General features: G+C 51.8%; 9 protein-coding genes and 1 pseudogene. 7 read left to right on the forward strand and 3 right to left on the reverse strand.

Features of this window, described 5'->3' with window-relative positions:
• Nucleotides 1-47: 47 nt before the first annotated feature.
• The 4 genes from GJT30_00705 (at nt 48) to GJT30_00720 (ending at nt 3,106) form a co-directional block, all read left to right on the forward strand.
• Complete coding sequence (locus GJT30_00705) at nt 48-650, forward strand: hypothetical protein (protein MSM38131.1); 603 nt, start codon at nt 48-50, stop codon at nt 648-650.
• A 61-nt stretch (nt 651-711) separates the two neighbouring features.
• On the forward strand, nt 712-1,938 hold the full coding sequence (locus GJT30_00710) for a hypothetical protein (GenBank protein ID MSM38132.1): 1,227 nt from the start codon (nt 712-714) through the stop codon (nt 1,936-1,938).
• Between the two features lie 81 nt (nt 1,939-2,019).
• Nucleotides 2,020-2,406, forward strand: a complete 387-nt coding sequence (locus GJT30_00715) for a hypothetical protein (protein MSM38133.1) — start codon at nt 2,020-2,022, stop codon at nt 2,404-2,406.
• 37 nt (nt 2,407-2,443) lie between these two features.
• A complete protein-coding gene (locus tag GJT30_00720) occupies nt 2,444-3,106 on the forward strand; it encodes a transposase (protein MSM38134.1) in 663 nt (220 codons plus the stop codon).
• 763 nt (nt 3,107-3,869) lie between these two features.
• Here the strand turns inward: GJT30_00720 and GJT30_00725 are convergent.
• The 3 genes and pseudogenes from GJT30_00725 to GJT30_00735 all read right to left on the reverse strand — a co-directional run bounded on the left by GJT30_00725 (nt 3,870) and on the right by GJT30_00735 (nt 7,534).
• A pseudogene (locus GJT30_00725) lies at nt 3,870-4,128 on the reverse strand (response regulator).
• A complete protein-coding gene (locus GJT30_00730; GenBank protein ID MSM38135.1) occupies nt 4,128-5,822 on the reverse strand; it encodes a PAS domain S-box protein in 1,695 nt (564 codons plus the stop codon). The pseudogene GJT30_00725 and the gene GJT30_00730 overlap by 1 nt, the downstream one beginning before the upstream one ends.
• 89 nt (nt 5,823-5,911) lie before the next feature.
• The gene (locus GJT30_00735; protein ID MSM38136.1) at nt 5,912-7,534 is read right to left on the reverse strand and encodes a hypothetical protein; all 1,623 of its coding nucleotides are present in this window, start codon (nt 7,532-7,534) and stop codon (nt 5,912-5,914) included.
• Between the two features lie 374 nt (nt 7,535-7,908).
• Between GJT30_00735 and GJT30_00740 the strand changes: the two genes are divergently transcribed.
• The 3 genes from GJT30_00740 to GJT30_00750 all read left to right on the forward strand — a co-directional run bounded on the left by GJT30_00740 (nt 7,909) and on the right by GJT30_00750 (nt 13,226).
• On the forward strand, nt 7,909-10,551 hold the full coding sequence (locus GJT30_00740; protein ID MSM38137.1) for a chemotaxis protein CheB: 2,643 nt from the start codon (nt 7,909-7,911) through the stop codon (nt 10,549-10,551).
• On the forward strand, nt 10,551-11,474 hold the full coding sequence (locus GJT30_00745; protein MSM38138.1) for a hypothetical protein: 924 nt from the start codon (nt 10,551-10,553) through the stop codon (nt 11,472-11,474). The genes GJT30_00740 and GJT30_00745 overlap by 1 nt, the downstream gene beginning before the upstream one ends.
• 192 nt (nt 11,475-11,666) lie before the next feature.
• Nucleotides 11,667-13,226 carry a PAS domain S-box protein gene (locus GJT30_00750; protein MSM38139.1) on the forward strand — a complete coding sequence of 520 codons (1,560 nt, stop codon included), beginning with the start codon at nt 11,667-11,669 and terminating at the stop codon, nt 13,224-13,226.
• Nucleotides 13,227-13,298: the final 72 nt, after the last annotated feature.

Genomic DNA, 13,298 nt, shown 5'->3' on the forward strand with positions numbered 1-13,298 from the left:
GCTCCGCAGGTCACGCCCCGCCCCGTTGTACATCAAAAGGAATCAAAATGGAAAATGAGCATTTTGTGCAGCCCGAAAAGTTCTGTGCAGCATTCAAGGAGGCGGCTGTCATCCATGACAAAGACTTGAAACAACACTGGACGAGTGGTTTGACTCAATATACCAGGACCATTCGTAGAGTACTTGATGACGTCGCTACCCTTCTCAGAGTAAACCTTTACAACTCCGACTACTACACCCTTGATGCAGTCTTCTATCGCGAAAAGGACAGCGAGCACTTCGATAAAGATGAAACATACGTCAAAAATATCGTAGTAGCGTTTGAGCACGAGAATGCGATCAGAGGGTCAGTCAGTGAAATGAACAAACTTCAGCTTTTTAATGCCCCTCTTAAAGTCCTTGTCACATATGGTGACAGTGCGCAGCGAAAGGAATTCCTGGGCAAATATACCAAAATAGTGAAGGGCGCAGATCTATTTTCAGATATTTCGACACACAGGAGGCAGCTTGTAATCTTCGGAGATAAACCAGCAGAAAATATTGAGTGGTATTCATTTGTTTATGAGGAGGGCCGATGGGTGCCTATTGAAAAGACTGCTCCAAAAGGGGAAGGCAATCCAGCAAATGCCATAAAGCCGGAGCACAACTAATTGCAACAGCGGGCGGAAAACCTCGCCGCTGTGCTCTCGGCGTTGGGCAAAAAGGGAAAACATGAGTAAAGAACTTATCTTGCCTTCAGAAATACCTTGGGACGACATAAAAGGTTCCGAACTCGAAGAGTTATTGTACTGGCTATTCGAATCGATGGGCGCAAAGGATCTTGAGTGGCGAAAGGGCGGCAAAGGCCCCGGAACAGCTGATCAAGGAAGAGACATAGAATGTACCTTCTATACTTCATCACCCGAGGGTGAGCTGACAAAACAAAAATGGTGGGTAGAAGCAAAAGGTAGGAGTTCAACAGTCGATCCGAGTTCAATAAAAGAATCCATCCTCAATGTGGCTGGAAGTAATGATATTGATGTGCTTGTAATAGCTACCAATGCACAATTTTCGAATCCAACGCGGGATTGGGTCAAGGAGTGGCAGAAGACTCATAAGAGCCCAGTCATAAAGTTGTGGGAACGTTCTTGCCTTGAGCGAATGGTAAGCAAACATCCCTTAGCCGTTATTAGACTTTTTACAAAGGCACTCTCCGCACAGGGAAAGCTTGAAGTCGCAAGGACAAAATTGTGGAACTACGCTACGTTTACCGATAGACCTCATCTTGCAGAACTATGGAGAGTTAAGAGTGAACTTGTATTTGAGCAGGGGGCACTATTTGCACTAATCGCCTCTGAAATGGCAAACGGCGATATTACCAAAAGGTCATGGGCCGCATACACGACAAATGAAGTCCTGTTATTATGTGTTCTTTATTCGCTTACAAACAGTTTTTACTTGTTCTTTAGAATATCCGAGGCTGGAGCAAGACAAGAACCAGTCATAAAGGCATTTTCCTACCTGTTGTTAGTGGCTGTACATCGAGCTGGAGCTAAAACAGTTTTAACCTTGATCAACAATATATTTGATGACTTTCATGGCAAAAAACTCCCCTCAGAGCTGAGAAAATTTATCTTAGAACCAGTTATAAATACTTTGACAGGTGAGATTAGAGATGTCTGTACGCATGACTGTTCTCGGATAAGTACTGACCCAAGCATACTCACTAAGCCAGAGATCAAAGACTACTGGAAGCGGCTTCGGCTAGCTGGTGACGAAGAAGAAAAAGATGATCGTATTCTAACAATAGAATGTTTTTCAAACCCATGCAGGTTCGGGATAGCGACAGGTGATAAAAAACATTGCCCCATTTGTTTCCTTGAAAATCCGGAAATGAAACTCTCCAAGACACTTAAAACTGTGGAAACTCTTACAAAGGCACATATGTCATCGGCGTAGTCGCATACGCGGCTAAGCAGTGCTGCTCAAAGCAGTAGAACTACACTCGTGCACAATCGAAGGTCGTCTTTAGGGCAAATTATGTCATTGTCTGACTTTAGTAAGGTAACTGAGTGGGCTGTCGGAGTACATCTTGATCGCATCAAGAATAACGAGCTGATTTTATTGAAGGGGCATCTCATTCTTGAAGTGGCCATTGATAGTGCTATCCACACTCTTGACAAGAAAAACACGTCAAAGCTTAAAAATTTGTCGTTCCACAGGAAACTCCAGATTTTAGGCTGTCTGCAGCCACATGCCACACCAGATCTGAAAAAAGCTCTTGGGCATCTCATAACTCTAAATATTCTACGGAACCGTCTTGCTCACGAATTCATGTTTGATGGTGGCACTGAGGATCTTGGTAGATGGAGCGAAGCAGTCTTGGTGGATTTCCCTGGGAATTCGGGGGACATAATACCTATTTAACCTTGACTCTCTGAGCGCATTCTCATATTGTTCGACCATGGCTCGCATTTCTCGAATTGTCGTCCCCGGCTATCCACATCATGTCACCCAACGTGGGGTCCGCTCCATGGATGTCTTTCACTCCGATGAGGATCGTCGCGCCTATCTTGCCTTTTTGTCTGAGGAGGCCGCGCGGTTCAATGTCGAAATCCTGTCCTGGTGCCTCATGACGAACCATGTCCATTTCATTGCAGTGCCCAACAGTGAGACATCACTTGCCCGCGGCTTCGGAGAAGCCCATCGTCGCTACACTCGCATGAAAAACTTCTCTCAGGGGGTTCGTGGCTACCTTTTCCAGGGAAGATTCAGTTCGTGCGTGCTCGATCAGCGGCACCTGCTAGCGGCTGCCCGCTATGTGGCATTAAACCCGGTTGTTGCCGGCATGGTCGAAACACCCTGGGAATATCCTTGGTCAAGCACTCGCTACCACTGCGGATTGTCGGACCATGACCCACTGGTGAAGGACCGGACACTGTTGGGACTGGTTACGGATTGGAGAGAGTTTTTAAGCTGCAAAGCGAGCACGGAACCGGACCGGCTTCAGCAATCCATTCGTACCGGCCGTCCGGCAGGTGATGAACAATTTATTGCCGCGATTGAGAACCTGACGGGACGTGAGTTGAAGATAAAGCCAGCGGGAAGGCCCTCTAAATCAGCATAATGGGTATTGTGTCCCCCGATTATGTGCACCGCCTCCTACCCGATTGGAAAGAAAAATGATGAAAAAATTACTGATTACTACCATCGTACTCCTCCTCAGTGGATGCGTGTCGCAGATTGTCTCTGTTGATGATTCAGCGAAAACATGGATTGGCCGTCCATTGGCTGAACTTAAAGAAGTTATCTGGAGCCGAAAATCCTCAACGTATGCGGAGAGGATTGGATGGCAAGAAAAGACGTACTCTCTTGATAACGGGAATTTAGTGTATGTTGAGCCCGTACGCCCAGGTTGTTTTATACACTGGGAAACGGACGCAAAAGGGATGATAAGAGCGTACAAAACGGAAGGGAATCGATGCTTTTGAAAACCTTCAAGATCAAGGGCAGCTCTGCTGGAGATGAGACCAGAACGTAACAAGGAGACAGCGGAATCTGAAAAGTCTGGATTCCAACCAGCTGGCGGCAGACGGACTTCGCTAACGCTCCGCCGCTGCGCCGCTACGACGTTATACCCGGAGAATACTATGAGACAAATACTATGGGCCGTGGTTATCCCGGCGGTGATGTGCGCCTGAATCACGGTAGCTAGATTATTCAGCATTGTCAATGCTAGATTATTGTGTGTTGCAGCAACAAGATTATTCTGTTGCATCGGACGAGATGAGCTGAAGCGGGGTAATTCCGGGGGTAATTCCCGAGGGGGGTAAGGCCCACGGAGAGTACCGCTGGAGCAGTGCCGCTGCCCATCTTGCCGGGAACGATGATCAGCTCGCAAAGGTCAAGCCGCTGTTGGACATTGTAAGTGGTTCTTTGACCTCTTTCCTGACCCTTCGGCATATCTCCACGCCATCCAAGCCCGGCATCAGCCAGTCAAGAATGGCCAGTTTCGGGGCGTCTTCTCCTTGCAGGGCCTGCCACGCCTCGTTCCCGTCCCGTGACGATCACTTCATATCCCCATCTGGTCAGGGTTTCTTCCAGAAGATTACAAAATGCCGGTTCATCATCAGCTATCAGGACCTTCATTAATTCCCCTCCTTGTTCATTTCGTCTGCTGACAGGGAAAAAAAGAAGGTCGCTCCCTTCTCCGGTTCCCCTAGAGCCCATACCCTGCCACCGTGTCGCTTGATAATCCGTGCCACCGTGGCCAGACCGATGCCATGACCGCTGTATTCTTCTGAACCCGGGAGTCTGTGGAAAGGGGTGAAGAGCTTGTCTGCACAAGCCATGTCAAAGCCGCTCCCGTTATCGCGGACGAAATAGGCCGGCTGTCCGGCAACTTCCGTTGCACCTAGCTCGATGACCGTTTCGGTGAGCTTGCCAGTGAATTTCCAGGCATTATTGAGAAGATTTTCCATGACCACCCGTAGCAGACTACGGTCCCCGACTATCTGAATCCCTTGGGCGATCCGGAAAGTGACATTGCGTTCAGGATCGGTATATTGCAGTTTCTCAGCTTCCTCATGGGCCAGCGCACTGAGGTCAACAATCTCACGGCATGGTTCGGCGTGGGACAGCCGGGAGAAACTGAGGAGGGCGTTAATGAGTTCATTCATGCTCAAGGTTCCGGTATATGCCTCCTGAAGGTAACCTTTGCATTGCTCGTCAAGCCTGTTGCTGCACATTTCCTTGAGTACCTGACAGTAGGCGTTAATAGTCGTCAAGGGCCGACGCAGGTCATGGGAGACCGTATAATTAAACGCCTCCAGCTCAATGTTGGCGGCTTCCAATTCGTTGGCGCGATTCTCGAGGTCGGAGTTCAGTATTTCAATCTGTTCTGTTGCCTGTTTTTGTGCGGTGATATCGCGCCATTCGGGCACGAGGAAAATTACTTCACCCTTTTCGTTCTTCACCGGCTTGAGTGAGAAGTCAACCCATACCAGCTTGCCGGCTGGGGTAAGATGAGTGGCTTCGAAACGGACAAATTCACCTTGAGCTGCAGACCTGACGGCTTCACGCAGCTTTTCCCGGTCTTCCGTCGAGTGGGTCCACCAGGGAGTTTCCCAGAACGGTTTACCGAGCACTTCAGCTTCCCTGGCTTCAATGAAATCAGTGGTAGTCCGGTTTATCTTGATCAGGGTTCCATCGGTCTTCATCAGCCCCATTGACTGTAATGCCTGATCGAAAATAACCTCAAATAGAGCATTGCTTTCCCGCAATGATTCTTCCGCCCGCTTGCGTTCGGTGATGTCGATGAATACAGCGCGGCACTCCTGTCCGGAACTAAAGGCCACGGCCTCGATCTGCACGAAGAACGGATACTTCCCCTCCTTCAGGAAAGCAATCTCGCAGTCCTTTTTGACCCGATTGGTAAAGACCTTTCCGAGGAACTCATCGAAATGCGGACGGGATTCATGGGCAACGTACTGTTCGAGGCGCCGGCCGATCAGCCGGAAACGCTCGATCCCCAGGAGGGTGGCGCCGGTGAGGTTTACGGCGTTGATGATTCCGTTGAGATCGAGGGTAAGGTAGCCGATCGGGGCGAAATCGTAGAGGTCGGTGTACTTCTCCAGCACCGTCTCCGACTCTTCCTTTGCTTGGCTGAGCTCTGCATTCTGCATCTCCAATTCGATCTGATGGATCTGAAGTTCATGAAGGAGCCGGCGCGCATCGTCTTCTGCCCGCTGACAGGATGATGAGTCCTCTTTAAGACGTAGCTGCTCTTCCGCACGATCACGCAATGTGGCAGCTTCAGCTGTTTGACCCTTATCAGCTTTCATGGTCTTAACCCTAGATGCATCAGTTTCCTCCCCGCTTGCTCCGGAAGAAGATCATATGCGGGGTAGTGGGGCTATCTTCCACCTGAGCGTCAGCGCCGGCCACGGTCGCGACGCCTTGTTCTGATGGCAATGACGATCGCCCAGCCGACTCCGGCGACAATCATCGCTTGTCCGGCATCATGATGCCATCCATGGTCTCGGGGGGCTGAAATCATCAGCCCGCCGGCGATCATGAGTGCCGCCGCAATGATGGCGCCGGTGAGCCGTTCAAGGTTGCGGCTGATACGGCCTCCCAAAGCCTCTACAGTCGGAGCCTGCAGACGCCCCAGATCGCCTGCGGCGATCCGACGCAGCACACGGCGCGTGTCACCGGGTGCATCAATTATCAACCGCTCCATTTCACGTGCCAGCTTGGACGTCTTTTCCTTGATCCGCTCCATCGAGAAATGTTGTGCGGTCAGGCGTGAAATTTCGTCACGAAACGATCCCATGTAGTTATGGTCCGGATCGAGTTCTCGTATCATCCCCTCCAGGATAACGAAAGCACGCGTCAGGAGAAAAAACTCGGGGGGGTTGTGGACACCATGCCGGCTTCCGGCGCGCAGCAGAGAATCGAACGCATCGCCGACCGACACATCCGCCAGGTCACCTCTGTGGATTTCATAGAGCACTGCCTTTATATCGAGCAACAGCGCAGCGCGATTGACTCTTTCGCTTCCAGGCGCCATTTCGAGATATGCTTCTTCTGCGGCACGTGCATCGCCTTTGACGACCGCTTCGAGCAGGAGTTTCAGCGATTCGCGCATTGGCTCGTCAAGTTCTCCCGTCATCCCGAAATCAAGCAGGGAGAGTCGGCCGTCGGGCAGAACGAAAACATTGCCGGGATGCGGATCGGCATGGAACAGCCCCTCTTCGAAGATCGTCTGCAGCATCAGCCTGACCAGGGTGTTGATTGACTGCGGCATCGCTTCCGGGTGCAGCCGGGCATAGAGATCAATCCGTTCACCGGCTGAAAACTCCATTGTGAGCACCCTTCCGCTCGAACACTCCGTAACGACAGCCGGAATCCAGAGGTTGGGAACATCGGTCAATGCTGTGCGAAAGAGCATAATGGAGCGCGCTTCGCGGTTGAAATCGGTTTCCCGGTTGAGACTGTTGGCAAATTCACGCACCAAAACAGGGAGGTCCAACGAAAGCAGAAACGGAAAGAGTCTTTCCCCCAGCGCTACCAGGTAGGTAAGTGCCGAGATATCTGTCAAGATCATTGCTTCAAGGCCTGGTCTCTGCACTTTCACCGCCACGTGTCGACCATCCTGCAATGTCGCTTCATGTACCTGGGCGATGGTGGCGGCACCTAACGGCTTTTCGTCGAACGATGCGAACACCTTCGACATCGGAGCGCCCAGTTCTGCTTCTACCGTCGCACGTACCGCGCCTATGCCGAGCGCAGGCAACTGGTCCTGCAGCAACTCCAACTCATCGATGTATGCGTCCGGCAGCAGATCACGTCGCATTGCCAGCACTTGTCCGAACTTGAGAAAGGTGAGACCCAGTTCCTCGAAGGTTTCCCGCACCTCTTTCGGTGATGGCCAATGACTCTTGCCGCGCAGGGCTCCCAGAAACTTGTGCCGGGTGAGCACACGCAGGATTTGCATCAGCCGTGGCGCTGCCCGTAGTAGGCTGCTGTTCTCCGGATCGATCATGACAGCCATGTGCTTCTCCTGGTGGTCATGCTACATTGCTTCACGTTCATCAATATCCAGGAAACGGGGTATTGACGCCACTCCGCCCCTTAATGAAAGTGTAGAGGGGATTGCACTTTTTACAATATGCAAATGTTCTACTGAATTGTGTCCGGACGGAAACTCCGGATGAGAAACTATTGGCTTCCGGATCGGAAAGGAGGGATTTTTCGTCCTAACAAGATAGACTCACCATCTCTCTTACAAATTCGACCTTGCGGTCAGTTTTATCAGTAGAGAATCGGAGCAGCTGCTTACAGGCATAACGTCTGCTATTTGATAAAACGCTGCTATACTATTAATGTCTGTTATTTAATAACTATTCTGTATATACTGCTCTCTTTATGAAAAAGCGACAGCAACAAACATTACCTGGAAATGAACGTGCTGACTCTTCACCGAAAGAGCCCCTGTCGAGGCGAGAGAGTCTTCCTTTCCCGATTGTCGGCATCGGTGCCTCTGCTGGCGGTCTGGAGGCGCTGGAACAGTTCCTGCGCCATGTGCCGCATGCGAGCGACATCGCATTTGTCATCATCCAGCACCTTGATCCGACACACAAGGGTATCATGCCCGAACTGCTCCAGCGCATCACCGATATGGAGGTTTTCCAGGTCAAAGACCGGATGAGGGTGAAACCCAACAGTGTCTATGTCATCCCCCCCAACAAGGATATGTCGATACTGCACGGCGTGTTGCACCTGTTCGAACCGACTGCACCCCGCGGCCTTCGTCTCCCGATAGATTTCTTCTTCCGCTCTCTTGCCGAGGACCGGCAGGAACGGAGCATTGGCGTTATCCTCTCGGGAATGGGCTCGGACGGCACGTCGGGTTTGCGGGTCATCAAGGAAAAGGCCGGCGTCGTCCTGGTGCAGGAGCCTGCTTCTGCCAAGTTCGACAGCATGCCCAGGAGCGTCATAGATGCTGGTTTGGCCGACCTGGTAGCTCCGGCGGAGGAACTCCCCGGGAAAATCATCGACTATCTCCGGCATGTCCTCATCATCCCCAAGGAGGATTTCTCACTGGATGAGAAGGATCAGAGCTCCCTTGAAAAAATCATCATATTGCTGCGGTCCAATACGGGTCAGGATTTCTCTCTTTACAAGAAGAACACCTTGTACCGACGGATTGAGCGACGTATGGGCATTCACCAGATAAACAGGATCGCGGGGTATGTCCGCTACCTGCAGGGGAATTCCCAAGAGGTGGAAATCCTTTTCAAGGAACTGCTGATCGGCGTGACCAGCTTTTTTCGCGATCCACTGGCATGGGAGCAACTCAAAAATGAGGTCATCCCGATGCTCCTGAAGAACTACCCGGTCGGCGGGCAGTTGCGGGCCTGGTCAGCAGGCTGCTCCACAGGAGAAGAAGCCTATTCGCTGGCTATTGCCTTCAAAGAATCTCTCGAACAGAACAAGCCCTTGGAGAAATTCACCCTGCAGATATTTGCCACCGACCTGGACCGAGACGCCATCGACAAGGCGCGCCAGGGGCTCTATCCTGCCAACATCGTCACAGACGTGTCTCCCGATCGCCTCGATCGCTATTTTGTACAGGAGGGGATCAACTACCGGATTTGCAAGGAGATCCGGGAGATGGTTACCTTTGCCCGGCAGAACATAATCATGGACCCCCCTTTTACCAAGCTGGACTTCCTCGTCTGCCGCAACCTTCTGATCTATCTGACGCCGGAATTACAGAAAAAGCTCCTGCCGCTCTTCCACTACAGCCTTAAACCTGGCGGAGTTCTGTTCCTAGGGAGCGCGGAGAGCGTCAGCTCCTTCCCGGATCACTTTACGCCGCTCGACATCAAGTCGAGGCTGTTCCGGAAACACGAATCAATCCTGCCAACCGAGCCGGTAGCATTCCCCCCCTCGTTTATCCCGGCTTTGCCGGGAGTTCCCAAGGAGTTACCGATGGTTAAATATGCCGCCAATCTCCAGTCACTTGCCGACCAGTTGCTGCTGCAGCACTTTTCCCCGCCTGCCGTCCTTGTCAACGATAAAGGCGACATCCTCTACATCAGCGGCCGGACCGGAAAATATCTTGAACCGGCGGCAGGTAAGGCAAACTGGAATATCTTTGCCATGGCCCGCGAAGGGCTCAGGTTTGACCTGGGAAACGCCTTCCAGAAAGCTCTCAGGCAAAAAGAGACGATTACCGTCAAGGGGCTCAAGGTAGGGACCAACGGCGGAGCCCAGACCGTTGATGTTACGGTCCAGGCGATTGAAGAGCCGGAGACGCTGCGGGGAATGGTGATGATCGTCTTTACCGACGTGGCAACGCCTCAGAACAAGAAATCAACAAGCCGTTCCAGGACAGCTCTATCCGGCAACGCCAGAGTTCTCGAACTGGAACAGGAAATCCAGCAGCTCCGCGAAGCCCTGCAGGCTTCCCGCGAGGAGATGCAATCATCGCAGGAAGAGCTCAAATCCGCCAACGAGGAGTTGCAGTCCACCAACGAAGAACTGCAGTCAACCAACGAGGAGCTGACCACCTCCAGGGAAGAGATGCAGTCCCTGAACGAAGAGCTGCAGACGGTGAACGCCGAGCAACAGTCCAAAATGGACGAACTTTCGCGGATGAACAACGACATGAGAAACCTGCTCAACAGCACTGAGATTGTCACCGTCTTCCTGGACAATGACCTCCAGATCCGGCGGTTCACAACCGGAGCGAACAAACTCTTCAAACTGATCCCGAGTGATGTGGGAAGGCCGCTTTCCGATATCACGAGCGACCTGCTCTATCCGGAAATGGCCGAAGAATCACGGGGAGTGTTACGGACTCTGAACTTTTCCGAAAAGCAGATCGCGGCTAAAGATGGCCGCTGGTTTACGGTGCGTATCATGCCCTATCGCACCGCTGAGGACGTTATCGGCGGCGTGGTGATCACCTTTGCTGATATCACTTTGGCCAAGACCTTGGAGCAGGAACTGCGCGAGGAAAATGCCAGACTCAAGCGCCAGCTTGAAAGTGGGGAGAAGTAATGGAGAACAGCAATAAAATGAACAAATCAACCGCAACCGAGCTGCGCCGCCGGGCAGAAGCAAAGTTGCAAGCTCGGGAGCCAGAAGCATGGCCACCCGATACAGAACATGAAATGCAGAAACTTCTTCACGAACTGCAGGTTCACCAGGTTGAGCTGGAAATGCAGAACGCGGAGCTCTGCCGGTCCCGGGAGGAACTTGAAATCCGGGTCAAAGAACGCACTATCGAACTCGAGCGGATAAATAGAGAGCTGGAACAGTTCTGCTATGGTATTTCGCATGAATTCAGGGCTCCAGTCGCCCGCCTCGAAGGTTTCGGCAATATGTTGGTTGAGATCGCAGAAGTGGGTGATAAAGTGTCCATCGTTAACTGTGCCCGGCGCATAGTAGCTGCCAGCAACCGCTTAAGGGTGGTTATCGACTCGTTTCTTGCCTTGAACCGGCTTTCCCGTGCCGAAATCCAACTGCAGAAGCTGAACCTGTCCGATATGGCAAAATACATCGTTGCGGAAATCCTCGAAAACATCGGCGATAACCTCGTTCATGTTTCGATCGATCCGAATGTAACAGCTACAGGTGACCGGAATTTATTGGAAATATGCATGAGAAACCTGCTCGGGAATGCTGTCAAGTTCAGTTCAAAGACACCCGATGCCTCTGTCAGGTTTGGGAAAAGGGTCGTAGAAGGCGAGAATGTCTATTACGTGAAGGACAATGGAGCCGGGTTCGACATGGAGTGTGCGGATAACATTTTTCTGCCGTTTCGCAGACAGCAAAATGATGACGAATTCGAGGGGACGGGTATTGGTCTGGCAACAGTTCACCGGATAATTGAAAAACACTCCGGCCGAATTTGGGCCGAAGCCAAACCGGGAGCAGGGGCAACGTTCTACTTCACGCTTCAAGAGTCTTCTCGACGATAGGATGGGAATGCCGATTATAGAGGGATATTTATGGTAATCGACAAAGACGAAAACCTGTCAGAAGCCGCCGAACTACGTCGTCGCGCTCATGATCGCCTGAGGGATCAGGCACCGAAAGAACGACCTCTCTGGTCAGAGCATGAAAGGGAGCGGCTTGTCCATGAGCTTGATGTCCACCAGATCGAACTGGAGATGCAAAACGAAGAACTCCGCCAATCCAGGGATGAGCTGGAGCTATCGCGGAATACCTATTCCGAACTCTATGATTTTGCACCCGTAGGTTATTTCACCTTTGATGCACGCGGTGTGATACAGGAAGTCAACCTTAGTGGTGCGCAACTGCTTGGTATGGAAAAAAAACGTCTCATCGGCATGCCCTTTTCGAATTTTATCGCTGATGCAGCCGGCAAGGATGATTTTTCCACGCACCTCGAGTGTGTTTTGCATCGGGAGGTTATTCTGAGATGCGAAATCAAGCTATTGGGGAGCGAAGGTGTTGTGGTCCATGGCCAGCTTCAGAGTGTAGCGATATCTACAAAAGATAAAGCTCCGTTTATCCTTACTTCAATTATTGATGCTACGGTTCGCAAACATCTGGAAGATGAGTTGCTTAAAGCACATACAAACCTGGAACTGCTGGTTCTTGAGCGTACGAAAGACCTGTCCATTGCCAATCTGCAGCTGACGGAGGAAGTAGCCGAACGGAAGAGGGGAGAAGAGTCTCTCAAGGCAGCATTGGCGGAAATCAAACAGTTACAAAACCGGCTCGAGGCCGAGAACGTCTACCTGCAGCATGAAGTTGCCGAGGAGTACAATTTCGGTGAGATAATAGGTCAAAGCAAAGCCATTTCGAATGTGTTTTTACGGGTCGAGCAGGTGGCGCCCATGGACGCGACAGTACTTCTTCTCGGCGAGACTGGTGTCGGCAAGGGGGTGATCGCGCGTGCCATCCACACACGCAGTGTTCGCAAGGACCGGCCAATGATCACGGTCAACTGCACGTCATTGCCGGCGAACCTCATCGAAAGCGAGCTCTTTGGGCGAGAACGAGGTGCGTTCACCGGAGCCGATTCCCGACAGATCGGACGCTTCGAGCTGGCCGATGGCGGTACCATTTTTCTGGACGAAATCGGTGAAATGCCGATGGATATGCAATGCAAGCTGCTCCGGGTCATTCAGGACGGCGAGTTCGAGCGACTGGGGGGACCCCGTACCATCAAGGTGAATGTCCGGATCATCGCGGCCAGCAACCGGAACCTGAAAGAAGAGATTCTTAACGGCAGGTTCAGGGAAGACCTTTTCTATCGGATCAATGTGTTTCCCATCACGATCCCGCCACTCCGGCAGCGCAAGGATGACATCCCGTTGCTCGTCAATCATTTTGTCGCCAAGTTCAACAAGAAAAGTGGCAAGAAGATCAATACCGTATCACAGGAGACCCTGAACGCCCTGCAGGAATACCACTGGCCCGGCAATGTGCGGGAGCTGGAAAGTGTCATCGAGCGGGCGGTAATAACCAGCCAGGGAACCGTTCTTCAGGTGTTGGATCGCTTCGATACGTTCCAGAAAACAGAGGGTTTGGTCGCGCAGGACGTCAAAGCCCTTGCCGAGCTTGAACACGACCACATCTGCCAGGTGCTCCAGCAGACCGGTTGGCGGATCGAAGGGGAAAAAGGGGCGGCAATACTCCTTGGGCTAAACCCCAGCACCCTTCGAGCCCGAATGAGGAAATACGGCATCCACCGGCAATAATGGGGGATACGTCAAACGCGTTTGTCATATATGGCGGTTTTTGTTAAATGTGGCGGCTGCCACTGACGGCTT

This window comes from Geobacter sp., from assembly GCA_009684525.1.
In the GTDB taxonomy this organism is placed as follows: domain Bacteria; phylum Desulfobacterota; class Desulfuromonadia; order Geobacterales; family DSM-12255; genus Geoanaerobacter.

Coding starts and splice junctions, on each gene's coding strand:
- GJT30_00705 (MSM38131.1), top strand. CDS start 48: ATGGAAAATGAGCATTTTGTGCAGCCCGAAAAGTTCTGTGCAGCATTC.
- GJT30_00710 (MSM38132.1), top strand. CDS start 712: ATGAGTAAAGAACTTATCTTGCCTTCAGAAATACCTTGGGACGACATA.
- GJT30_00715 (MSM38133.1), top strand. CDS start 2,020: ATGTCATTGTCTGACTTTAGTAAGGTAACTGAGTGGGCTGTCGGAGTA.
- GJT30_00720 (MSM38134.1), top strand. CDS start 2,444: ATGGCTCGCATTTCTCGAATTGTCGTCCCCGGCTATCCACATCATGTC.
- GJT30_00730 (MSM38135.1), bottom strand. CDS start 5,822: ATGAAAGCTGATAAGGGTCAAACAGCTGAAGCTGCCACATTGCGTGAT.
- GJT30_00735 (MSM38136.1), bottom strand. CDS start 7,534: ATGGCTGTCATGATCGATCCGGAGAACAGCAGCCTACTACGGGCAGCG.
- GJT30_00740 (MSM38137.1), top strand. CDS start 7,909: ATGAAAAAGCGACAGCAACAAACATTACCTGGAAATGAACGTGCTGAC.
- GJT30_00745 (MSM38138.1), top strand. CDS start 10,551: ATGGAGAACAGCAATAAAATGAACAAATCAACCGCAACCGAGCTGCGC.
- GJT30_00750 (MSM38139.1), top strand. CDS start 11,667: ATGCAAAACGAAGAACTCCGCCAATCCAGGGATGAGCTGGAGCTATCG.